The sequence below is a fragment of the Brevibacterium sp. UMB1308A genome (genome assembly GCF_030230605.1).
Taxonomy (GTDB): domain Bacteria; phylum Actinomycetota; class Actinomycetes; order Actinomycetales; family Brevibacteriaceae; genus Brevibacterium.
Genome location: NZ_JASPDO010000032.1, coordinates 1 through 22,232, shown reverse-complemented (window position 1 = coordinate 22,232; position 22,232 = coordinate 1). Strand labels below are relative to the sequence as shown.

Annotated in this window: 18 protein-coding genes; 10 read left to right on the top strand and 8 right to left on the bottom strand. The window is 57.5% G+C overall.

The genetic code is table 11. The features are described 5' to 3' along the window. Positions 1-65: 65 nt before the first annotated feature. Positions 66-302: a YceI family protein gene (locus QP868_RS11030; RefSeq protein WP_284926617.1), complete on the bottom strand. Its 237-nt coding sequence runs from the start codon at positions 300-302 to the stop codon at positions 66-68. 225 nt (positions 303-527) lie between these two features. On the opposite strand from QP868_RS11030, the gene QP868_RS11025 reads away from it, so the two are divergent. The 3 genes from QP868_RS11025 to QP868_RS11015 all read left to right on the top strand — a co-directional run bounded on the left by QP868_RS11025 (position 528) and on the right by QP868_RS11015 (position 3,649). Beyond that, positions 528-2,000, top strand: coding sequence for an MFS transporter (locus QP868_RS11025; RefSeq protein ID WP_284926616.1), 1,473 nt, complete (start codon positions 528-530; stop codon positions 1,998-2,000). Between the two features lie 20 nt (positions 2,001-2,020). Further along, positions 2,021-2,641, top strand: coding sequence for a universal stress protein (locus QP868_RS11020; protein ID WP_284926615.1), 621 nt, complete (start codon positions 2,021-2,023; stop codon positions 2,639-2,641). Positions 2,642-2,704: 63 nt separating this feature from the next. Next, on the top strand, positions 2,705-3,649 hold the full coding sequence (locus tag QP868_RS11015) for an acyl-CoA thioesterase (protein ID WP_284926614.1): 945 nt from the start codon (positions 2,705-2,707) through the stop codon (positions 3,647-3,649). A gap of 77 nt (positions 3,650-3,726) precedes the next feature. Here QP868_RS11015 and QP868_RS11010 read toward each other — a convergent pair whose 3' ends face one another. Together QP868_RS11010 and QP868_RS11005 are read right to left on the bottom strand one after the other, a co-directional pair. Beyond that, positions 3,727-5,208 carry an MFS transporter gene (locus QP868_RS11010; protein WP_284926618.1) on the bottom strand — a complete coding sequence of 494 codons (1,482 nt, stop codon included), beginning with the start codon at positions 5,206-5,208 and terminating at the stop codon, positions 3,727-3,729. A gap of 242 nt (positions 5,209-5,450) precedes the next feature. Beyond that, positions 5,451-6,071: a TetR/AcrR family transcriptional regulator gene (locus tag QP868_RS11005; RefSeq protein ID WP_284926613.1), complete on the bottom strand. Its 621-nt coding sequence runs from the start codon at positions 6,069-6,071 to the stop codon at positions 5,451-5,453. A gap of 211 nt (positions 6,072-6,282) precedes the next feature. On the opposite strand from QP868_RS11005, the gene QP868_RS11000 reads away from it, so the two are divergent. Further along, positions 6,283-7,941, top strand: a complete 1,659-nt coding sequence (locus QP868_RS11000; protein ID WP_284926612.1) for an MDR family MFS transporter — start codon at positions 6,283-6,285, stop codon at positions 7,939-7,941. A 173-nt stretch (positions 7,942-8,114) separates the two neighbouring features. On the opposite strand, the gene QP868_RS10995 is transcribed toward QP868_RS11000, so the two are convergent. Continuing rightward, complete coding sequence (locus QP868_RS10995; protein ID WP_284926611.1) at positions 8,115-10,844, bottom strand: choice-of-anchor M domain-containing protein; 2,730 nt, start codon at positions 10,842-10,844, stop codon at positions 8,115-8,117. Between the two features lie 249 nt (positions 10,845-11,093). On the opposite strand from QP868_RS10995, the gene QP868_RS10990 reads away from it, so the two are divergent. Continuing rightward, positions 11,094-11,339 carry a hypothetical protein gene (locus QP868_RS10990; protein ID WP_284926610.1) on the top strand — a complete coding sequence of 82 codons (246 nt, stop codon included), beginning with the start codon at positions 11,094-11,096 and terminating at the stop codon, positions 11,337-11,339. A gap of 144 nt (positions 11,340-11,483) precedes the next feature. After that, complete coding sequence (locus QP868_RS10985; RefSeq protein ID WP_284926609.1) at positions 11,484-12,143, top strand: SMI1/KNR4 family protein; 660 nt, start codon at positions 11,484-11,486, stop codon at positions 12,141-12,143. Between the two features lie 184 nt (positions 12,144-12,327). On the opposite strand, the gene QP868_RS10980 is transcribed toward QP868_RS10985, so the two are convergent. Continuing rightward, the gene (locus QP868_RS10980) at positions 12,328-14,694 is read right to left on the bottom strand and encodes a type ISP restriction/modification enzyme (RefSeq protein WP_284926608.1); all 2,367 of its coding nucleotides are present in this window, start codon (positions 14,692-14,694) and stop codon (positions 12,328-12,330) included. 380 nt (positions 14,695-15,074) lie between these two features. On the opposite strand from QP868_RS10980, the gene QP868_RS10975 reads away from it, so the two are divergent. Continuing rightward, positions 15,075-15,623, top strand: coding sequence for a hypothetical protein (locus QP868_RS10975; protein WP_284926607.1), 549 nt, complete (start codon positions 15,075-15,077; stop codon positions 15,621-15,623). Between the two features lie 238 nt (positions 15,624-15,861). Here QP868_RS10975 and QP868_RS10970 read toward each other — a convergent pair whose 3' ends face one another. Continuing rightward, positions 15,862-17,937 (bottom strand): DEAD/DEAH box helicase family protein, encoded by a 2,076-nt coding sequence (locus QP868_RS10970; protein WP_284926606.1) that lies wholly within the window; start codon positions 17,935-17,937, stop codon positions 15,862-15,864. A gap of 290 nt (positions 17,938-18,227) precedes the next feature. On the opposite strand from QP868_RS10970, the gene QP868_RS10965 reads away from it, so the two are divergent. Beyond that, a complete protein-coding gene (locus QP868_RS10965; RefSeq protein ID WP_284926605.1) occupies positions 18,228-18,764 on the top strand; it encodes a hypothetical protein in 537 nt (178 codons plus the stop codon). A 256-nt stretch (positions 18,765-19,020) separates the two neighbouring features. On the opposite strand, the gene QP868_RS10960 is transcribed toward QP868_RS10965, so the two are convergent. Both QP868_RS10960 and QP868_RS10955 read right to left on the bottom strand, forming a co-directional pair. Beyond that, a complete protein-coding gene (locus tag QP868_RS10960) occupies positions 19,021-19,479 on the bottom strand; it encodes a hypothetical protein (protein ID WP_284926604.1) in 459 nt (152 codons plus the stop codon). 381 nt (positions 19,480-19,860) lie between these two features. Beyond that, a complete protein-coding gene (locus QP868_RS10955) occupies positions 19,861-20,322 on the bottom strand; it encodes a hypothetical protein (RefSeq protein ID WP_284926603.1) in 462 nt (153 codons plus the stop codon). 70 nt (positions 20,323-20,392) lie between these two features. On the opposite strand from QP868_RS10955, the gene QP868_RS10950 reads away from it, so the two are divergent. Together QP868_RS10950 and QP868_RS10945 are read left to right on the top strand one after the other, a co-directional pair. Continuing rightward, entirely contained in the window at positions 20,393-20,863 is a 471-nt protein-coding gene (locus QP868_RS10950; protein ID WP_284926602.1) for a DedA family protein, read from the top strand. Positions 20,864-20,904: 41 nt separating this feature from the next. Beyond that, on the top strand, positions 20,905-22,095 hold the full coding sequence (locus QP868_RS10945) for a L,D-transpeptidase family protein (RefSeq protein WP_284926601.1): 1,191 nt from the start codon (positions 20,905-20,907) through the stop codon (positions 22,093-22,095). Positions 22,096-22,232: the final 137 nt, after the last annotated feature.

Below are 22,232 nucleotides of genomic sequence, written 5' to 3'. Positions count from 1 at the left end.
ACCCATGCAATACCGAAACCAAACCCTTCAAGCCCTAACCGCCTAAAATAAAACCAGTCCAACTTTCAGGGGCAAGTCCACTCGTCACGTGTTTCATTTCCGGTGTTAATGGTCTTTGGGTCTGCAGTTGCGGTAACGGACAGGGACTCAAACGTGTCACCCAGGGTCGCGGACCCAGCGATGACGTCGAACTTTCCGCGAGTCTTGGAAACTCCACCGTGGCGAACAGTGAATCCGATTGTCGAGTGAGCACCATCAATGTTCCACGTGCCTGCAGAAAGTCCTTGAGGTAGCGAAGTCATGAGCACATCCCCTTAAGTAGTTGAAAGTTGTACTACTTATTTTAACGACCGGCAGGCCAAAGCGAAAGAGCATAGAGAAGAATCTAAATGTGTCTCTCATCACGCCATTGAGAAAGATACGTGCTATACCTGGAAAATGCTCGGCGCGCCCGAGGCCTCAGACTGATGACGCGACGAAGATAACCAAACACTCCCCCATCCCCGCAGTTAGCAGAAGGTGATCGCATGTCGACAGCGCAGTCAGCAACCGAAAAACCAATCAAGACCAGCATTCCCATCCGCATGCACGACATGCCGTGGTCACGATTCCACTGGATGGTCATTGTTGGTCTAGGCACCGCATGGATTCTCGACGGTGTTGAAGTCCAGATCGTTGCAGCCGGAGGTTTCGAATCCTCACTGAACATGACCACCCTGCAGGTTACCTTCGCTGCGACCATCTATTTGCTTGGCCAAGTCACGGGAGCGCTCTTGTTTGGGCGGCTCACAGACACAGTGGGGCGCAAGAAAATGTTTGTGCTCACACTTTTCCTCTACCTCGGAGCGTCACTGATCTGTGCAGCTTCTCCCGCACCGTGGTTCTTCTACATCTTCCGGTTTATCGCCGGCATGGGAATCGGTGGTGAGTACTCCGCGGTCAACTCGGCAATCGACGAACTCATCCCCGGAAAACACCGCGGACGCGTAGACCTGGCCATCAACGGAACGTACTGGCTAGGTGCCGGTATTGGTGCCGCCGTGAGTAGCGTGTTCCTCAACGAAGGGTACTTCGACCAAAACATCGGGTGGCGCCTAGCGTTCCTGGTGGGCCCAATCCTGGGTCTGGGAATCATCTACCTGCGCCGTCACATTCCAGAAAGTCCCCGCTGGTTGGCAAAGCACGGCCGCGAAGAAGAAGGCGAAAAGATCGTCCAAGCCATTGAGCAGGAGGTCAAGGAATCTGGACGTGAGCTCCCAAAGCGCACCAAGGAAGACTACATCTGGTTGCGCCGCACTGAAGGCCTGAGCTTCAAGCAACTCATCTGGGTGTTCTTCAAGCTCTACCCCACACGAACAGTGCTGGGCGCGACCCTGATGATCACGCAAAGCTTCCTCTACAACGCCATCTTCTTCACGTACTCGTTGGTCCTGCAGAACTTCTATGACTTAAAAGCCTCCGAGGCCGCGCTGTACTTCTTCCCGTTCGCGCTAGGAAACCTGTTGGGCCCCGTTCTGCTTGGCCCACTCTTTGACTCGGTTGGACGCAGGAAGATGATCGCCGGGTGCTACAGCATCTCCGGTGTCGTGCTAGCGGTTTCATCACTCATGTTCGTCAACGACATGCTCAACCCACTCACCCACACACTGTTCTGGTGCGTATCGTTCTTCTTCGCATCTGCCGGAGCCTCGGCGGGATACCTGACGGTGTCGGAAATCTTCCCCCAGGAAGTTCGCGGACAAGCAATTTCATACTTCTTCTCGATCGCCCAAATCGCAGGTTCGCTAGGTCCCGTCTTGTTTGGTGTCCTCATTGGTGAAGGAACCTCACGCGAACCCATGATGTGGGGCTACCTGTTAGCCACCGGCGTCATGCTCATAGGTGCGGCAGTCGCTGCCGTGTGGGGCGTCGACGCTGAAGGCAAGTCGCTTGAAGAAATCGCACCACCACTGATCGAATTCGACGAAGATGGTAACGAGATCTCACACCTGCCCAAATAAGTTTCACGAAAGGGAAAACAATGACAACCGCCCCTCGCTCACATGACGTTCAACCTGAAGTAGAGGACACCTCGGAACCACCTGCCACGGGAGTCCCTGACGAATCCCGCGAATACGTGGTGGTTGTGGGGGTTTCAGACACGTCGAATTCGCCCACAGCGCTGGCGTGGGCCATGGATATGGTCCGTGCCCGAGGCGGTCGACTGATCGCGGTGCGCGCATCTACCGCTGGTGGCGGCTTCAACACCTACGCCTCGCCACCTACCACCGGTCGCAGGCCCCTGGAGCCAGAAGTAGCGAAGCTGAAAGCCGATGTGATTTCCGTTCTTGGCGCAGAAGCCGTAGAAGGCCCCGATTCCGTGGTTGACGTACACGTTTTCCGTGGCGAAACGTCACGGGTGCTGCGCAACGTGAGTAAGAACGCCAGCCTGTTGGTACTCGATGCGCCACGCAACCCCGTCACCCAACCACTGTTGGCACCGCGGGTGGTGTACAACGTGGACTGCCCAGTGGTGATGATGCCGCCCACCATTTCTGGGGACCGCCCAAGTCGTTGGTTGCGGGCGTTTGACTCGATGGGTCGGGCGATTGCGCGCGGAACCGGCACCGCTGGCCGTCCCGGATTGGGCGGTCACCTCTAGGCGCAGTGGCTGATCGTGGCACAATAGTCGGAACTTCCGTGTCCACAGTCAGAGGAATGCCCCATGCACGACCGCATCACGCTCCGGTTTCTTGCGGCCCCCACAGATGAAACCAAAGACGGTTCAAGCATCCAGGCGGGCCGAGTTCTCGAGTGGATCGACAAAGCCGGGTTCGCGTGTGCGGCCGGGTACAGCGGGCGCTACTGTGTCACCGCGTACGTGGGAAACGTGCACTTTTCACAGCCCATCCGGCCTGGTGCGTTGGTGGAAGCCTCGGCGCGGATCATCTACACGGGGCGTACCAGCATGCACGTGTTGGTCACGGTGGAATCGGCCAATCCGCGCACGGGTGAGTTCGCGTTAGCAACGCACTGCCTGCTGGTGTTTGTGGCTATGGACGATGACCGCAAACCGGTGGAGATCCCCCAATGGCGCCCACGCACACGTGAAGACGAAGAGCTTTCGCAAGACGCTTTAGAACGCATCGAAGCGCGCAAGGCCATTCACCACGTCACGCTCGCGCAAACGTTTAGCGATGAGGGCACAACGCCTAAGCTGACCCTGCGGTTCTTGGCCAACCCGTCAGACGTGAACTGGGGTGGCAACGCACACGGTGGAATTGTCATGCGCTGGCTGACCGAATGTGCACAGACTCTGTCCACCAGTTTTGTTGGCCAGTCCACGGTGTGTGTGTACACCGGTGGCGTGCATTTTCACGGACCCGTTCACATTGGCGATGTTGTGGAAGTCGACGGGCGGATCATCCACACCGGCCCACACTCAGTGCACGTTTCCTTGCGCGTGCGTTCAGCCAACCCACGCGATATGAAGTTCAGGCTCACCACGCGTTGCACCATGATCTTTGTGCACGTCAACGAACTGGGCAAAGCCAGCGAGGTGCCTCAGCTGGAACTCAAGAGCGAAGAAGACCGGCTGTTGGACGCTCACGCCGTGGACCTGGTTGCTCGTCGCCAGCGCCTCCCCCACCTGCCGTTGCCCAAGCGGTGACCGCCCCCGAGGTGGGGCACCAGGGTGTCTGACACCTCGGGACGGTTGCGCTGACGGGAGCCCGCGGGCGGGCTCGGTTAGTCGTCCGCGATGACGGCGCGGGTCTGCGGTTCGTCTTCTTCGGGTTTGCGCACAAAAACCGACAGCACAACGGCAACGAGCGCTGCGATCATGGCGATGCGGAAGGCAGAGTGTGCTCCCGGTTCACCGGCTTGGACAACCGTGAGTCCGGCGGTTATTCCCGAGTGAAGCGCGGCCGAATACACGCCAATGAGCATCGCGGTCCCGGCGGCTCCGGCCACTTGTTGCAACGTGTTGAGCACGGCTGAACCGTGCGAATACAAGTGTCGTTGCAGGGATCCCAGGGATGCAGAGAACAGCGAGGTGAAGGATCCGGCTAGGCCTAGCGCCATGACGATCTGCGTGGTTACGATCCACCACACGGGGGTTTGCGCGCCCACGGTCGAGTACGAAAGCAGGGCGCCGGCAACGAAGATGGTGCCGGGGATCAGCAGGATCTTGGGCCCGCGAGCGTCGTAGATGCGTCCCATGACCGGTCCCAGCAGACCCATCAGAATTGAACCGGGCAGCATCACCAGACCGGACTGGGTGGCTTTCAGCCCCACAACGGATTGTAGGTACAAGGGCAGGAGCGAGAACGTTCCGAACATGGACAGCGCGATGATCGCCATGATGGCGACGGACACCACGAAGTTGCTAGACAAGAACACACGCAGGTCTAGCAGGGCGCCGTTACGTTTTTGCAGAGATAGCTGACGCAAAACGAACAGCACCAAAATCACAAGGCTGGCGCCAAGAATCGTCCATGTTCCAACAGGTGAGGAAAGGAACCCGCCCAGCGCTACCACACCGGAGCCACCGGAGGCAGATTCAGGTGAGGACACCTCGGCGGCGGAACCACCCTTTGCGAACTGATTGAGCGCAAACACGATCCCGCCAAAGGCGAACGCTGACAGCACCACGGAGAGCACGTCGATGGGCGCGGTGGTGGTCTCACCCAGGTTGGCGAGCCAGCGCCAACCCAGGATCAGCGAGATAAGAGCGATGGGCAGGACGATGCCAAAAAGCCAGCGCCAGCCCAGGGTGTCCAGCACGATGCCAGACATGGTGGGGCCCAGGGCGGGGGCCAGAGAGATGACCATGCCGACTCGGCCCATCATGCGTCCTCGCTGGTGAGAGGGCACAACCTCCATCATGGTGGTCATGAGCAGGGGCATCATGATGCCGGTTCCGGAGGCTTGGATGATGCGGCCAGCCAGGAGCGGGAGGAAGCCGTGGGACAGCATACACACGGCGGTTCCCAGGGCGAAGAGGCTGGCGGCGGCCAGGAACACTTGACGGGTGGTGAAGCGTTGGATGAGGAACCCGGTGGTTGGGATCACCACTGCCATGGTGAGCATGAATCCGCTGGTGAGCCACTGGCCTTGTTCGGGTGGGATGCCCAGGGTTTCGTTCAGGGTGGGAATGGCGATCGCCATGGTGGTTTCGTTGAGGATCGACACGAACGCGGCGACGAGAAGTAGCCAGATGGCACGCATTCCGGCAGGGTCGATCGCATCGTTGCCCTGGTTGGAGTGATTATTGGAGTGACTGCGGTCAGGGCCAGATGAGTTGTTGTGACGACGCGATAGCACAAACAAACTCTACGCCACCGGAGACTTGGTTACTGGGTGATGCTCAACACGCGCCGAACACGTAGCTAAAAAAGATCCAGCCCACTCCCAACGAATGTCGGGGCGGGCTGAACGATTGCATTAAGTATAAGCCCCGCCCGCACCACCTACGCACGTGAAAACGCGAGTAGCCCATCCGCCCGGTAAGCGTTGATGCGCGCGAGCGCTTCGAACAAATCAATGTCATGTCTCATGGACAGAGCAAAGGCCGCGCGGACGCTCGCGAACATGTCATAGATCGCGACAGTCGCCAGGTCACAAGCAACATCCTGGTCAAAGTCGGCTTCCAAACGCCCGGCCAAGGTTTCGATCAGTGAGCGCTGCACATCGTTGTGGTAGTTGACTGACATTTGCGCCAGCTGCGGCTCCCGTCGCATCACTTTGCGCTTAAGCGTGCGAATTGACCGGTCCGGAGTCACGGATTCGAGGTACGCCTGCTGCACAACTGCTAGGGATTCGGCAACGTCTTCGTCTGCCGGCCGGTCATGTAGAACTTTGACAAGGGCCACGTCCGAGGCGGGCTCGGCTCCAAGCACCACTGCCTCTTTAGTGCCCCAATAGTTGAAGAGGGTCCGGGCGGAAACACCTGCGCGTTCGGCGATCTGTTCAACCGTGACGTTGTTCAACCCGTGAGCACAGACCAGTTCGAGTGCCGCGCGGTGCATGGCGTCGCGGGATTCGCGTTTGCGTTTTTCGCGTAGACCCTGGGGTTGTTTGTGAGTGTCCATGTTTTTCCTCGCACTCATGCTAGACAAGCACCTGTTCACGCGTGGCATTCGTTCCCCGGCTCAGTGACGCACTCAGTGGGGCGGTCGGGCGCAACACAAGCGTTTCGTTCGTCACAATTTTGGGTCCTACTACTTCACTTTTCAACCGACCAGGCATAAGCTCAAATCGTCACAAACTTTCACAGACTGCAAGTTTTTCAGGACGGAGTTCATGGTCGAACCTTCCCACGCACCACAAACCGGCGAATCTACCCAAAGTGCAACGCGTCGCACCCGCTTAGAGCTGCCTGATGAAAACACCGCGCCTGAAGCCACCGACCACAACCTTGTAAACATTGACTCCACCGAAACACCGCGCGAGTTCACGGGGCTTGACCGTCAAGGCAAACTCGTCATCGCCGGGCTGATGCTGGGAATGTTTGTGGCCGCGATTTCCCAAACCATCGTGGGGCCTGCGCTGCCACGAATCGTCGCTGAGCTCGGTGGCATGGAGCACTACTCGTGGATCGCAACGGCTGCGATGCTGATGTCTGCCGTCACCGTGCCGGTGGTGGGAAAACTGTCCGACATGTACGGGCGCAAGCCCTTCTACATCGGCGGTCTGGTGGTGTTCATGCTGGGAGCAGCGCTCGCCGGGATGGCCACTAACTTCTGGTTCCTTGTGTTCGCTCGCGCCCTCCAGGGCGCGGGGATGGGAACCCTCATGCCGCTGAGCCAAACGATCATCGGAGACATCATCCCACCTCGGCAGCGGGGTAAATACCAGGGGTTGATGGGGGCGACGTTTGGGATCGCCTCGGTCGCGGGGCCCCTCTTGGGCGGCTGGGTGACGGACACACTGGGGTGGCGCTATTTGTTCTACCTGGCGCTGCCCATTGGGGTCGTGGCCCTGGTGTTCTTGGCAAAGTTCATGCACGTGCCTCAGCAACGGTCGCAGGGCAAACTAGACTACCTGGGCATCATCACCCTGACGCCGGGGCTGGTGATTGGGTTGCTGGCGATCTCGTGGGGTGGAAACACGTATGAGTGGTCCTCGCCGGTGATTCTTGGCATGGGTGCCGTTTCCGTGGTGTTGCTGGCCGCGTTCGTGTGGGTTGAAACCCGGGTGGAAAACCCGCTGATTCCGTTGCGCATGCTGCGGAGTTCTACGGTGTCGCTGTCGATTCTGGCGTCGTTCTTCATTGCGGTGGCCATGTTTGGGGCCATCATTTACATCCCGGTGTATGCGCAGGGCGTGTTGAGTGTTTCGGCTACGCAGTCGGGAGCGATTCTGATTCCGCTGAACGTGGCCATGATTGTGACGTCGATTCTGATGGGCATCGTGATCACCAAGACCGGCAACTACAAGGTGATTTTGATTCTGGGTGCCATGATGCTGCTGGGCGGGTATGTACTGTTGTCGATGCTGACGTGGCAGTCGAACCTGTGGGATCTCACGCTTGCGATGACGGCTGTGGGCATGGGCTTGGGCATGTCCATGCAAACGTACACCCTGGTGGTGCAGAACGCGGTTGACCGCACTGAGCTGGGAGTGGCAACCGCAGCGGTGCAGTTCTTCCGCAACGTTGGTTCCACGATTGGGATTGCGGTGTTGGGGTCGATCATGAGTGCAGCGATGGTGCCCAAGATTCAGGAACACCTGCCCGCAGGGGCCAAGGAGATAGGCGGTGCGATGGGTGCGGACTCAGGGGTGGGTTCGGCTTTGGATCCGTCAAAGCTTGAGTCCTTGCCAGGGCCAATTGTCGATGCCATTCATCAGGGCATGGGTGAGGCGATGCACTTGGTGTTCGTTAGTGGCGTGCCGTTTGTTGTGGCCGCCCTTGTGCTGGCGTTGTTCGTCAAGCAGCTGACTCTGCGGACCACCCACTAGGGGGGTTTGGCTCTGGGGTGGCCGCTCCCGAGGTGGTTGCAGGCCTGCCGCTCCCGGGGTAGCAGAAAGTTGGCCCGCACCTCCCGAACCGCGACCTGCCAACATGAACTGATTTCTCAGAACACCTGACGGGAGCGCGTTCAAGGGAAGTGCGGGCCTTTCTTGTGCCGAACTTAGCTGTTGCGACGGCGTGTAGCTGCAAGGAGCGCAGCACCAGTGACAACGAGCAAGCCCGCAGTCAGGCCGATCGGCAGGACCGAAGCACCCGTACGCGGCAGGAAGCCGCCGTTGTTGGAAGCGGAGCCGTTTGAGCCAGTGCTGTTGGAGCCGTTCGAAGTGTTGTCACTTGAACCGCCCGAGGTGTTTTCCGCACCGTTGTCCGAGCCGCTTTCGTTGGCATCGCCAGGGGTTTCAGTCTGATTGTCATCAGGCGTACCGCTGTCGTCAGTATCGGACTCACCAGGCTTGTCCGGGTCATGTGGTTCCTGCGAAGGATCCTTACTGGGGTCATCACCAGGTTGTTCGCCCGGCTCCTGTGACGGCTGCTCGCCTGGCTCCTGTGACGGCTGCTCGCCGGGTTCTTCACCTGGCTCCTCACCAGGCGCTTCCGACGGTGCCTGCGTAGGCTCCTCGCCTGGAGCCTGAGTGGGGGCCTGCGTAGGCTCTTCACCCGGGGCTTCCGTCGGAGGGGTTGAACCGTCACCGTCATCCCCACCAGACTTGTGGTCTACGACGAACGTGAGGCGTTGGGTCTTCGCAGTCGCGTCGCCACCCGCGCTTCGCGCACCGCCGGTCACCTGCTTAGCGCGCGCCGTCACATCGATCGTGTACGTCCCAGGCTTGGTGAATGCCCATGCGGTGTGCATGTGCGTGCCGGGTGGGAGTGGAATGTCAGAAGCCTTGTCGCTCGACGCGTACATGGTCTGAATGGCGCCAAGGTTTTCTGTGTAGGCAAACCACTTGCCACCCTCAGGCACACTCACTGGGGTGAGTGTCATCGTCGCGCCCTCAGGGTACTTCTTTCGGTCAAGGGTTTCGCTTGAGAAACCTGGCCACACGCGACCTGGCTGTTGAGCCTGCGGAAGAATGTAGAACTCAGCGCCTTTGGGACCAAGCACGTCGTAGCTTGGGTCGGCAAGCACGTCACCTTCACGCTTCACTTTCGCAAGCTTGGTCACTTCCAGGGTCGTTGAGTCGATCGTGCGAGTCACGGACTCCGGGGCGTGCTGACCCGAATCGTCGCCAAGCGCCACTGAAAACTCTCCGTTGACGTCCATGGCGCGCAAGTCCACGTGCCCTTTGTTGATAGTGACAGGCGTGTCCAAGAGCCCACCGTCTGAACCGTCGTTCCCGTCACCAGGGTCAGGCGTTTCGTTATCCTCACCGGGGTCAGGCGTTTCGTTGCCCTCACCTGGGTCTGGGGTGGTGGTAGCTCCGCCGTCAGAGAACTGCGTCTGGACAGGTTTGCCCGTGCCATTCACCTGTCCAAGGTCAATGGTTTCCGTATTGCCAATGGTGGCGCGCGGCTGCGGCTCCAATGTCAGCCGTAGCGTGTACTCGTCCCCCTTGCAGTATTCGCGATCTACCTGGAGACTACGACGCCCAGGACCACTTACGACATCAACCGAACAGGTCGGTTCGTCGAAGCCTTTTTCGTAAAAGCCACCGGTCACGTTGTAGATGAGCGAGTCATCTGCGGGTTTCGTGCCGATTGTGACGAGGTTGCCGTCACCTTGCGTGTGCGCGTTGACGGACACGTCACGCGAGCTGACTTGCACTTCGCCTGTGGGGAAGTCACCGGCAGGTGCGTCGGGAGTTTCCATGGGGAATTGCCCTGCAGCCTGTGTGGTCACTGCCTTTTGCCCGGTGCTTGTTGTCAGAGGCGCACTGACCCAGCGTGCAGCACCCTTGGTGGGCACGAACACGGCCTGGAATGCCGAGGTGTTGGAGCCAATCATTTCGCTCCACGTTGCCTTGCCACCTTTGACGGGGACTTCAGCGAGGTGGTAGCCGTCGATGTAGAACACGACCGTGCCTTCAGCGGCGTCGTTACCGGCGTTGAAGGTGAGGTCGGTGAGGTTCTTGTCGCCGTCGTTTTCGCTACCTGCGTGTGGGGCGATGGTGAAGCTCGGAGCGGAAGGTCCGGTGACACCTGCGGCCTTGTCGTAGGCGGTCTTCACGTCGCCGAGTTTTTCATCTGCAGGGTTCGTACCGCCCACGCGCCACACCAGCGTGGTGGGTTTCGAGGCAGTGAAGGCACCATCAGACATCCGCGCACTTGCGTCGAAAGTGACTTCGTAGCGACCCGGCTTGGTAAACGTCGTGATGTTGTGGGTGTGCGTACCTGGGTCGAGCCACACGGTACGTGAAACCTTGTCGTGGGAGGAGAACAAGCGAGTTACGGGCAAGTTCCCGAACGTCGAGTAGTTGAACATGTTCATCTCACCGGGGCCGTTGAAGCCCACGAGTTCCAAAGCGAAGTTCTTGTCACGGAACTTTTCAATAGGAACTGCCGTGTCAGCGCCAAAGCCTGACCAAATGGGGCTGTTGCCGGGCCCTGGGACCTGTGGCGCCATGTAGAGAAGCTGGCCGTTCTTGCCAAGGAAGCTAAGGCGGTGGTCGTCAGTGACCGGGAAGATGTAGTTCTGGCTACCGTCGTCGTTGTAGCCACGGCCCACCCAGTTGGCGGTCTTGTCGAGCGGAGCTGTTTTCCCGTTGGCCTGTGAGTTGATGTCGAATGTGTTCGACGCTTTGTTCCAAAAAACTTTGGGCGCGTCAATGTGTGCCTTCGTCTCGACGCTGCGATCGTCATCTGGCCCCGCAAAGGCAGGGACAGTGGCGAACGAAAAAGCAGTGATCGCAACAGCCGCGAGCGAGGCACAAGCGGCACGAAGTGCGCGCATGAACCCCTCCTTTAGTGGTAAGAAATCTCGCTGACACGAGCCAGCGAAATAACATTATTTTGACACAAGGATCCTTGCCGCATAAATAAGTGCCCACGAATGCTATGCAGGACCGCTTATACGCCGTGCTGAGCCGATAGGCGGGTGGGTGAAACGCACCAAAATTTCACTTAGAAGCACCTACCGTTCACCCTCGTTGTATACGTTCAAGCCAGGAGAACTCCCAGACGTAAGTAGCGAGGAACGCGCATGACCCTGTTTAGTGAACCGATCATGATCGGTGTCGTCGCTGTTGTGGCGGTTGTTCTGCTCATGCTGGCTGTGAAAGCGTTCCGCTCTACAAGCAGAGATGACGCGGAAGTTCACGAGTTGGAATCGTTGGCCATCCGGGGAACGAACAAGAGGAAATCCGGCGTGCTCGCGTCTTGCACCAAAGCCGTATTGCCCGTGGGCTTTCGGAACCACCCTCACCAGAGCTTGAGCACTACGGTGTGACCGCTCAGTTCTCAAGAATGTCCACGTGGGCATGGTGATTCCTGTTGTGAAGTACCTGCCACAGGACCACTCGAAGTTTATGATCGACGTTCCCTTTAACCCGTAAGATCCCTTTCAATAGCGCGTGTGAGGTCAGGAGCATTCATGACAAGTGTGAGCGATTTTCAAGCGGTCGCAGCTCGGTACTCCCGTGAGTGGCCGGCTGAGTTTCTGCGCCTGGTAGCAGACGGAATACTGGACGCGCCGGCGGGCGGGGAGGCCATTTCCCTGCTGCACTTCAGCACGAACTTTGAGCTGCTCGACCTCACCCAGATTGCCAAACAGCTTGACATGATGGCCGAACCGGATGATTACCGCCACATTGACCCTGACCTGGGGCTCTTGCCTTTCGCCATGGAACCCGGCGGCAATCTGTGCTGTTTTCTTACCCAGCGGGTACACGGCGACTCCGCTCCCGTGGTTGTGCTAATCAACGACGAAGATGAAGACGAATATCTTGCCGACGATCTTGCGGGATTCATTTTCTCTGACATGGTTACATCCGCCAGCGAATTCTATGATGATGACTGCCTGGGTGAAGGCAACCCTGCGGAGAACGCACAGGCATGGTTAGCGAAGTACCGGCAGTACATGAAGCCTGAACAGGTGAGCGCGTTAGAAGACCTGTTCGCGAACCCGGTTGAGGAACGCGACGACGATTCGCTGGGTTTTATCAGCTATGAGGACGCAGAAGAGCTGATCGCACGCGTCCTGGGCGGTGGCGCTCGTGACGAAGAACTGGTGTTGTGGGAGCGCGACATTTAACCACGTGAATTCAGAACGGCCGGTTGCTACCGGGTGGGCAGTTGTTGGTGCGACACACTACGGGTGGGGCTGAGCCATTCGAGGCTCCCCCACAAGATGCCACGTTTTACGTGTGGGAACTGCCCGACGGTTGGAAGGTCGTGCAGGTAGCCAAACGCACGGCGTAGGAGCAGCTAAAAACCCCCTACTTCTTCAGGGTCAGCCTCGGTAGCGACTTCACGATCTTCACCGTCTCCACACTCACATGGGCGACCTTCTTAATAAGCTCCACAATGTAACGCGGGTTCCCGCGCTCCAACCCCCAGTCATTAGGGTCGTTGACAATCCCGGACGCCTTATCGGTCTTCACCTGATACCGATCCAGAATCCACTCCAACGCCGAACGCGACCCCAACACATACTCGTGCGCCTCATCCGGGATACCCGTCAACGTGATGTTGTCGTTCACCACAATCTGACTCTTGTCAGGCGTACGCGCCTTCCCGCCCCAACGCAACTTCTTCACCCGATAAAACTCAGGATCACCGTCGTCACCCAAGACGGTTTCTTCACCCAACGGACACTCCGGCTGCTCCTCATAGCGGATGTGCAACTCAAGCAGGTGTTCACCCGCCTCCACGAACTTTCGGAAATCCTCCGAGGTGTCCGGCAACGGAATCCTGGGCAACTGCCTCTTCAGGTCCGCCGCATACGTAGTGCGGTACTGCTCCGAATGCAACAGCGCGTAAATGCTCGCGAAAATATCGTCCTTCGTCACATCCGCACCAAACGCCGCCCGGTAGCGGGCCAGCGCATCATCGGAAATATTGTCGAGCCTACGGTAACCGTTCACCACGGTGTCACTCGTCGGTTTCCCGCCGCCGAGGTCGAACGCAGCTTGCGCTTCCCCCTCGCCTAAGCCTTCCGCGAGTTTCTCGTACGTGAACCGCGGGAAGAATTGGCCACTCCCACTGCCCCAAAGCGCGAGGTCGACGATGGTGTCAGCCGCCAGCAGCGAAAAGGTGTGGCCCGCTCCTGCAGCCACAACATAGAACCCATAGTTCTCCATCCCCACTTCCGGGAACATGCGTGGTAGCTGGTATATCGCGTCATTCAACTCACGTGAGAAGTACACCTGCTGACGCTGGAATGGACGGTAAGCTCCACCTCGTAAGCTCGAAGATTCGAAGGCGTGCTGTTTCTTTCTTGCAAGGTCTTTAAGCAATCCCAGATTCCAACTGATTCTTGTCGAATCATATTCAACGTGACGCTTTGCCTCCTCGAGGATCTCATTAGCTCTTTTGCTCTCAGGCGTAAATGACTCCAAAGCATCGCTATATGCGACCAACATCGACTTAATATTTCGTGTCAATACTTCCAGAGAGGAGTTGTAGCACCATGCATCTCGGTTGGTTTTTAGACCAGCAGAATATGTCACAAAAAGCGGCGACTGAGTTCTCGTTTCGTTTTTCTCCTTCGAGCCTAAAGGTGAAAACTCTTGAAAGCTTCCCGACGACTGGTTGATCCATTCGCCACGCTCGTTCGGCTCGATTTCAGACCATTCAAGAGTCTGGACATTCGACGCCTCAACGATTTCCAGTTTTTCTTCGCGACTCAGATAATCGCCGATGTCGCGGTAGTGCAGAACGCAGTCACCATTGTGTGCAGGGTCTTTCTCTGCCAGCATGACAGCTACGGTGGCACGGCTTCCCTGCTCAAACGCATTGCCGCCTTCTTTACGGCGCTGCTCACCTGAAGTTCGTGCATTTCCACGAAGGTTGTACACATATAAGTGGTCAAAGTCTTCTAACAAGCTCTTGCGCAGCCCGTCCGCTGAGTTTGAATCGATATAACCACCATTAGTGACATACGCCAAGACACCCTTGTCACCTAAACGGTCTGTGCCCCAACGGATGGCACGAATGTAGGAGTCAAACAGACTGATTTTCAGTTTTGCAGAAGAAAGCCCTGCGTAACTTTCTTCAATCCGCGCGTCGAGAGTTGCATACTTTTGATTCGCGTTGTTGTCATTCGCGTTCGACTGACCTACAGAGTACGGCGGGTTACCGATGATCACTTGGATCGGGTTGTTCAACTGACGCACCGCGCGGTCGTTGTTCTGTGTGAACATCTTTGCGTCCAGGGTGTCGCCGTCTTCAGTCATCTGGAAGGTGTCCGTAAGGACGAATCCTTCAAACGGCGCGTACTCACCTCCCACAACACCGTGGTAGGTGGCCTCAATGTTGATCGCCGCCACGTAATACGCCAACAGCATGATTTCGTTGGCGTGCAGTTCATTTGCGTACTTACGAGCAAGGTCGTGTGGGCTGATAATGCCCGACTGGATGAGCCGCACAATGAATGTGCCCGTTCCCGTGAACGGATCGTAGACCGTATCAAGTTGGATACAGGGGCTTGTGGTGCGCGGATGACGCAGATGGGGCGAAACTAGCTCGCCGATAGGGAATACGTGCCGTGGTGCTGGTCGTTGAGTGGTCTGCTCGGGCGGTGTGGATACGCGATCTGGTGCGATCGGGAGGTGGAGTCCGGCGATGTGAACCCCGACCGGCAAGGCTGGGAGCGAGGCGCTAAAAGGTGGGGCGAGTGCCAAAAGGTAGTGCCGGTTGCGGCTTGCTATTAGCCATGATCAGAGCGTGTAGGTACGTGACGCAAAGACAGGATCCGCCGCCATACACTACTCCGATCTGGTGACAGTCCACGCCCGCTTGACCTACCGGCTGACCAGCTTCCTCCTCGAAATCTCGCCGCCGGGGACAGCGTCGAGTGGATGGACGCATTCCGCGCCCAACGTCACGCAGCCATCGTCTTCACGATCACCGAGTGGGAGCAGTACTGGCTGGGTACGCGTGTGGATCCGCGAACATTAGAAACGGATGTAATACTGACAAGCACAGCTGTGCATCCCCTATTTGAATGAACAAGGAGTCAAGAATGAAGTTATATTCTATTTACAGTAAACTGCTTAATTCAGAGTCTTACATAGAGCTGATGAATAGCGATAGAACGGAAATACAATTTTATTTCTTATATGACGAAGGCGAACTAAATACGAAACCTAAATTTAGAGGACAGGAAGGTTTCAGTACTAAGAATATTAAACTTACCGATAAATATGACAGCATAGATAGTCTGTTGGTCTTTTCTACTGATTTTTATGAAAAAATGAGTCTTCTACTCGAAGGCGAAATGCAGTTTTCTGAAGCAGAGCTAATGATAGGTGGTGAGATCATTAATTGTTATATTGGGAAAATAACCAACATTCAAAGCATTTTAAACGAAGAGAAATCAGAATATGATGAGTGGCTAGGGGATGAAGATGAGCCTTTTGTAGAAACGCCAGTATTTATGAAGGAGATTCGCAATACTGTTTATTGCGTTAGAAACACATCCCGACAACATATCGTAGGATTTACAGAGCTGTTTAAACAACAGGTAGAACAAAAAGGTTTAAAAATTGATTTTCAAGAGGTTAAACAATAATTTATTCGACTCTCTGATTTAACGGGACCTAATCAATGCCATAAGGAGCATTAAACCTAATGATGTGCAGCTCATACGCGATGAATAACTAACGACGTGATCGGTGCCGCACAGAATCCTTCAAAGATTTCTTGACGACGAACCAAAACGCTGCGGGAGTGGAAATCCGTCTTGCCGGTGGGGTCACACATCGAGTTCCAATTCAGAATTGAGCCAACCACGGACACAATGCCCATGATCAAAGTCGCCCACTCTCAGTGGGCCCGCAAAGAAGCTGTAATCTGCCCGCTGTTTTACGAGCAAGGTCGTGCGGGCTGATGATGCCTGACTGGATGAGTCGCACAATGAATGTGCCCGTTCCCGTGAACGGGTCCAGCACGTGAACGCCTTCGTCCGTGAGCCCCTTGCCAAAGTGCTTCTTTGACAACTGATCCACTGACCGCAAAATGAAGTCGACAACCTCAATCGGGGTGTAGACAATGCCTAAGGCTTCGGCCTGCTTGGGGAACGCCTTCTTGAAGAAGTTTTCGGACAGCTCCGTAATGATTCGCTGTTTGCCAGAAGCATTGTCGATGCCCTCGGCACGACGGGCGACCGACGCATAGAATCCGTCAAGCTCATGGGTTTCAGCACGCAGGTGATTGCCCTCCAACACCTGCACCATGGAATCCAACACCCGACTCACCGGGTTGTGAGCCGCAAAGTCATAACCCTCAAACAGCGCATCAAACACGGGCTTTGTGATGATGTGCTGGGACAACATGGACACCGCATCAACGTCGGTGACCCCGTCATTGAGGTTCGCCCGCAACGCCTTAACGAACTGCGCGAACTCACGCTCCACCTCGGCGGTGGGGTCATCAAAGACCAGCGAGCTAATACGGTCAGTGTGCGCCTGAGCGATCTTGGCGATCTCACCCGACCAGTTCTCCCAATACTCACGGTCCCCGACCTTCTCCACGATCTTGGCGTAGATCGAGTCATTCCAATCTTCGAGCCCAGGGAACTCCAGCGCGAGCTCGCCCTGCGCAAACTCATCTGGGTCGACAACGACGACCTTCCCGTCGTCGTCAACCGCGACCGTGTCCACCTCAATCTTGGAGTCGCGGTTCTGTTGCAGGTCGATCTTGTTGATGATCGCTTCAAAGCGGTCATCGTGCGAGCGCAAAGCGTTGAGCACCGACCAAATGACCTTGTAACGCTTGTTGTCTTTGAGCGCCTGTTCGGGGGTCATTCCTGCAGGGATCGTGACCGGAAGAATGATGTAGCCGTAGTCTTTGCCTTCGGCACGGCGCATAACGCGCCCAACCGACTGAACGACGTCAACCTGGGAGTTGCGCGGGCTGAAGAACCCAACGGCATCGAGCGTGGGAACATCGACGCCTTCAGACAAGCAGCGCGCGTTCATCAGCACACGAGCTTCCCTGGGGTCTTCAGGGCTTTCAGCCAACCAGCGCAGGTGACTGTTGCGCACAGCAACGTTCATGCTTCCGTCGACGTGCTCGGATTTGATGTTGAGGTCCGCGGCGTTCGCTTCACTACCTTCAGCGAGTTCTTGTAAAACCAGTTCCAGTGAGCGTGCAATCTTTTGCGATTCGCGGATATTCGAGGCGAAACCGACCGCGCGTTTCAGTGGGAGGCGGGCACTGGTTTCGTTGGGTTCGCTGGGGTCAGCGGGTGCGGCCGGGTCAGCACCTCGGGTGGTCATGCCTTTCCAGAAGCCCACGAGTTTGGCAACGTCGTCGATTTTCAGCTGGCCGTCTTCGTCGCGGAGCACGTTCTGCATGTGCTTGTTCACCGAATCTTCGTGAACAGCCAACACGATCACTTTGTAGTCCGTGAGCAGGCCACGTTCTACGGCATCGCCAAAGCCTAAGCGGAAGAACTCAGGGCCGTAGAGCGCTTCGTCATCCATGGAGGCCACAACAACGGACTGTTCGTCCGCTTTCTTGCGGGTTGCTTCGTCGAACACGCGCGGTGTAGCCGTCATGTACAGGCGTTTGGCTGAGTGGATGAAGTCCTGGTTGTGGACCTTGGTGAACGCGCTTTCCTCTTTACCAGCCAGGTTGGCGCCCGTTGTGCGGTGAGCTTCATCGCAGATCACCAGGTCGAAGTCAGGCAGGCCCTCTTTTTGGGCTTGGGCGATTACGTCGATCGACTGGTACGTAGAGAACACAATGGTGCGTCCACCCAGGCCTTCAAGGCGGGCGTATCCGGCGAGAAGCTGAGCGGAATCTGTGGTGGCAGGGATCAGGAGATCGATTGTCGACACATCCGCGTCAACGTTCTTACCCACCTTGGTGTCCGAACACACGGCGAAAGCGTCGAATGGGTTGGTGGCATCGCGTTTCCACTCAGTGAGTGTTCTTTCTTATGAAATCCCTGGTCAGACAGCTATCGCAATTCCAAAAATTTCTTGTTCACAGCAGTCTGTGAATGTAGATTGTGAGCTTTCTCGTACGGAATAAATCCTGGTTTCCGGAGGTTCCACTTGATGAAGGGCGACTAGAGTCCCCTTCAAGGTCCAGATTTCGCACCACCGGCAACAGGCATAACCCCCGAACAAAGGGGCATGCTGAGGAAAAAGAGAAAAGGGAACAGGCGATGACTACGTGGTACGAGATCTACCCACTTAGCACCCAGCGTGACTTCTGGGCCGTGCCCATGTGGGAGGGCAAGCCTGAACTCGGTTCACCCACCCTTGAAGACGGCAGAGAAGTCAAAAATGTCATTGCCGACGGGAAACTCGACGAAATCCCATTCCCCATCTGGTTCGAACGCTCCACGTACAGCCGAGGCAAACGCCGCGGCGACATCCTCTGGGGCGGCCCGCCCACACTCGTCTCTCGCAGATTCGCCCAGGCAGTCGAAGAGCTCGGTGTTACCGGCTGTTCCACCTACGAAGTCGACCTCTACAGTCTCAACGAAGGCAAAGTCGAAGGCTACATCGGGTTTGCAGAAAACACCCGAGGCACCAGCGAAATCAGCTCCTACGCCTGGCTCGAAAAACACCACAGCTACGCCTGGATCATCAGCGAGCGCGTACTGACCGGCCTTCATGAACGCGGCATCGACATGTTCGACGTCAAAGGAGTCTTCACAGAAAAATCCCGCTTCCCCACACTGCCAAACACACCCTAGACGCAGCGCGCGGGCACCACCTCGGGCGGCTCCCCTGCCCACCCACTGTGCGTCTGCCTCGGCCTACCCCCATAACCACACTGTGCCGGTTTCCTGCCTACTCGTGCTTTCCGAGCCAACCACGCGCGAAGCGTGCAGGAGGTAGGGGGATACGGATCTCTACAGCTGGCGCGCTCCTTAGCGGGCGGGGCCAACCGTGCACAAAAACGCCGAATCAAACAGGGTGTTGACCCGTTCGGGCGAGTTTGCTTGATTTTTAGCTGGGCAACCAGTCTTCACCAGGTTGGATGGCCCGCTGCTGGATCACGTCGATTGTCAGGTTGGTCAACTGGTGATCGATGCTGAAATCAATCCTGGCTTTGTCGATGAGCCGACCGGTGACGACAAAGCTCACGGGAAGATCGCGTTTGGGGTATCGGTCGTATAGTCGGGCCCCTTGTTGATCGGGCTTCACCGACGCATTGACGTGTACGGAACTGACCGACCAGCATCCGGCGGTTTCATTGAACACGAAGGGCGCGATTTCGTCAGTGCCGGTTAGGGAGTTGAACATTCCTCGAAGCCCCTTTGTCGCGGGCCGAGATGCGTTGGGGTTACCGTTCAAAGGCGGAGAAGTACGGCTGAGTTCCTCGGTTGCGAGACCGACATAATACACATGGAGCACATCGTCGCGCCGGGCGTCAACATCCAGCAGCAACGGAATACGTACCAGCATGTGTTAATCCTACGAAACTCATCGCCCTCCGCACCAGGGCACAACGCCCTTGGGAGGGGCACTCTCATGGCTAAAGACGGCGCCGATATTGGTGATGGTGCGGGGCTTCCTCTTCGATGCCTTCCAGGATATCTGCGGCGGCTTCGTCGATTTCTTCATCCGTAAAGCACAGCCGCGACGTCGCTGTAGGAGACCAGCCGCCCGGGCGGCACCAGCTCCACTGTGCGCAGCACCAACTCGGTGAGGGTCTCGCTCATCGGTCGACGCTACCGCTGTCGCCAGACGCTACCCCTGTCTGCAGGCGCTACCACTGTGTGTAAAGCCCGCCGGTATGCGGGCGGGGTCTGAAGCGGACGGTAGCTTCTGGAGCCAACGGCAACGTCAGCGAGTCGGAGCATCAGGAGTACGCGCAGCGAGGATCTTCACCAAGGCGTGAGTGCCGACCGAGATGGCCGGGACCAGCAGGACGGCGGTGAGCATCCAGATTCCCAGGCTCACGAGCATCTCGGAGGCTCCGGCCTGCACCCCCGTCGCCCATGTCAAGACGAGCACCACGGCCACGACTGCTGCCAGTAGAGCGATCCAGCGCCAGGGTGAGGGCGACACCCTGCGCAGCTCGCGCAGCAACTTCGTCTGCCACCAACTGGCAATCGCCAGCAGCACCAGACACAGCACCAGCATCGTGCCGAACGCGACCCAGACCGCGAGGACCCTGTCGCCCGGCCACGGCATGGTTAGCGCGGCGAGCACCAGCCCCATTAGCAGGCAACCCAGGTGCAGGATTATCCAGAGGAACGGAACCTGCTGCTCAGATGTCCATCGAGGGTTTGCGTCGAAGATCATTGGCCCATTATCTCACGCCCTGAGTCCCGGGTCCTGAACCTGTCGGGTGGTACCGTTTCTGGAATGGTTCGTGGAGGAGAAGGGCAACCTTGAGGACGCCGAGACTGCAGTGCGGGGCGTCCACTCATCGACGAGTGCCATCCAGTTCAATGTTGCGGCCGACACCAATCTTGCTACCGTGAACGCTACCTATGACGACGCCCGCATCTTACGCACCGACAGACTCGCCACCGCAGAAGCATTCTTCAACCGCCGCGGCCCTCTAGCCCTGGTCATTGGCCGATTCGTTCCCATCGTGCGCACCTACGTGCCCGTCGCAGCCGGCACCGCCCAAATGCCGTACCGCAACTTTGTCTTCTGGAATGTAGGCGGGGCCCTCGCATGGGTGGGTTCAATGGTGCTGATCGGCGCCCTCCTTGGCCACATCCCAGGCATCACTCACTCGATCGACGGGATCATTCTCCTCATCCTCGGAATCTCCATGCTCCCCGTAGCAATCAGCGCCACCACCTCATACATCAAGAAGCGACGCGCCACATAACGCTCCCCGCCCACCATCCGCAGAATCTATACACTTTCCGTATGAACACGCTTCCCCATCGTTCTGTTGTGCTGGCTATTGCCTTCTGCGCCCTGTTCGCACTTTTCACACCAGCCATTGCTGCAACGCCAGCCCACGCTGCAACACCTCGGCAGGCCACCAGCCAGATCAACGCCGCGGCAAAGAAACACGCAAAGCAGCTAGGCAAAGCAACCGGCAGCATCCGCTGCGGCCTCCCCCGAGGTGGCTGTTACCGCGCCTTTACAAACGGCTCCATCCACTGGTCACCTAAGACCGGCGCCCACCCCACCTGGGGTGGCATCCGAAACGAGTGGAAACGTACCGGCTGGGAACGCGGCAAACTCGGCTACCCAGTCTCCAGCGAGCGTTGCGGCCTGCGTGGCGGCGGATGCTACCAGAAGTTCCAAAACGGCTCCATCCACTGGTCGCCTAAGACCGGTGCCCACGCCACGTGGGGTGCGATCCGCTGGATCTGGAAGAACAACAACTGGGAACGCGGCAAGTACGGCTACCCCACGGGTAGTTCGTGGATCGGCAACGACGGGAAACTCCGCCAGAAGTTCCAACGCGGAACCATCACCACTGGCGTGCTCGCATACGGTCTCCCGCACGGAATCAAACCCAAAGGCGGCCGGCAGCTCGTCGTCGCACACACCTCGGCTCGATCTTCCAAAACCGGCACCGTAGAACTGTGGGAACTCCGCAACGACGAACGCTGGCACCGCACACACACCTTCAAAGACGCCCGGTTCGGGTACAAGGGACTGGCGACCGCCTCGGACAAGCGGGAAGGCGACGGCAAGACGCCCATGGGGCAATACCGCATCCCATTCACCTTTGGGACCAAGGCAAAACCCAAGGGTACAAGGATCGAATACCGTCGCGCCGACCGCAATGACCAGTGGTGTGCACGGTCCGGCTCGCGCCACTACAACACCTGGATGAACGCGCCCAACGGTAATTGCCCCGCAAAGGACGCCGAGGTGTTTTCGACAATCCCGCAGTACAGTCACGTGGCCGTGGTGGACTACAACTCGGCTAGAAAAGCGGGGCGGGGTTCGGCGATCTTCGTTCACAAGCACGGCAAGGGATCGACCGCCGGGTGTGTATCCGTGACCGAGAAGCAGATGGTCACGCTGGTTACCTGGTTGCGGCCGCAGTACAGCCCTCGGATTGTGATCGCTCCCCGAGGTGAACTGAAGAAGCAGTAGACGTGTGGGGTTTGGGGCCTCAGGTGAGCTAAACCCGTTTACTCTACAGACCTCGAATGAACTTGCCCCTGAAAGTTGGACTGGTTTTATTTTAGGCGGTTAGGGCTTGAAGGGTTTGGTTTCGGTATTGCATGGGT

Coding starts and splice junctions, on each gene's coding strand:
- QP868_RS11030 (WP_284926617.1), bottom strand. CDS start 302: ATGACTTCGCTACCTCAAGGACTTTCTGCAGGCACGTGGAACATTGAT.
- QP868_RS11025 (WP_284926616.1), top strand. CDS start 528: ATGTCGACAGCGCAGTCAGCAACCGAAAAACCAATCAAGACCAGCATT.
- QP868_RS11020 (WP_284926615.1), top strand. CDS start 2,021: ATGACAACCGCCCCTCGCTCACATGACGTTCAACCTGAAGTAGAGGAC.
- QP868_RS11015 (WP_284926614.1), top strand. CDS start 2,705: ATGCACGACCGCATCACGCTCCGGTTTCTTGCGGCCCCCACAGATGAA.
- QP868_RS11010 (WP_284926618.1), bottom strand. CDS start 5,208: ATGCGTGCCATCTGGCTACTTCTCGTCGCCGCGTTCGTGTCGATCCTC.
- QP868_RS11005 (WP_284926613.1), bottom strand. CDS start 6,071: ATGGACACTCACAAACAACCCCAGGGTCTACGCGAAAAACGCAAACGC.
- QP868_RS11000 (WP_284926612.1), top strand. CDS start 6,283: ATGGTCGAACCTTCCCACGCACCACAAACCGGCGAATCTACCCAAAGT.
- QP868_RS10995 (WP_284926611.1), bottom strand. CDS start 10,844: ATGCGCGCACTTCGTGCCGCTTGTGCCTCGCTCGCGGCTGTTGCGATC.
- QP868_RS10990 (WP_284926610.1), top strand. CDS start 11,094: ATGACCCTGTTTAGTGAACCGATCATGATCGGTGTCGTCGCTGTTGTG.
- QP868_RS10985 (WP_284926609.1), top strand. CDS start 11,484: ATGACAAGTGTGAGCGATTTTCAAGCGGTCGCAGCTCGGTACTCCCGT.
- QP868_RS10975 (WP_284926607.1), top strand. CDS start 15,075: ATGAAGTTATATTCTATTTACAGTAAACTGCTTAATTCAGAGTCTTAC.
- QP868_RS10965 (WP_284926605.1), top strand. CDS start 18,228: ATGACTACGTGGTACGAGATCTACCCACTTAGCACCCAGCGTGACTTC.
- QP868_RS10960 (WP_284926604.1), bottom strand. CDS start 19,479: ATGCTGGTACGTATTCCGTTGCTGCTGGATGTTGACGCCCGGCGCGAC.
- QP868_RS10955 (WP_284926603.1), bottom strand. CDS start 20,322: ATGATCTTCGACGCAAACCCTCGATGGACATCTGAGCAGCAGGTTCCG.
- QP868_RS10945 (WP_284926601.1), top strand. CDS start 20,905: ATGAACACGCTTCCCCATCGTTCTGTTGTGCTGGCTATTGCCTTCTGC.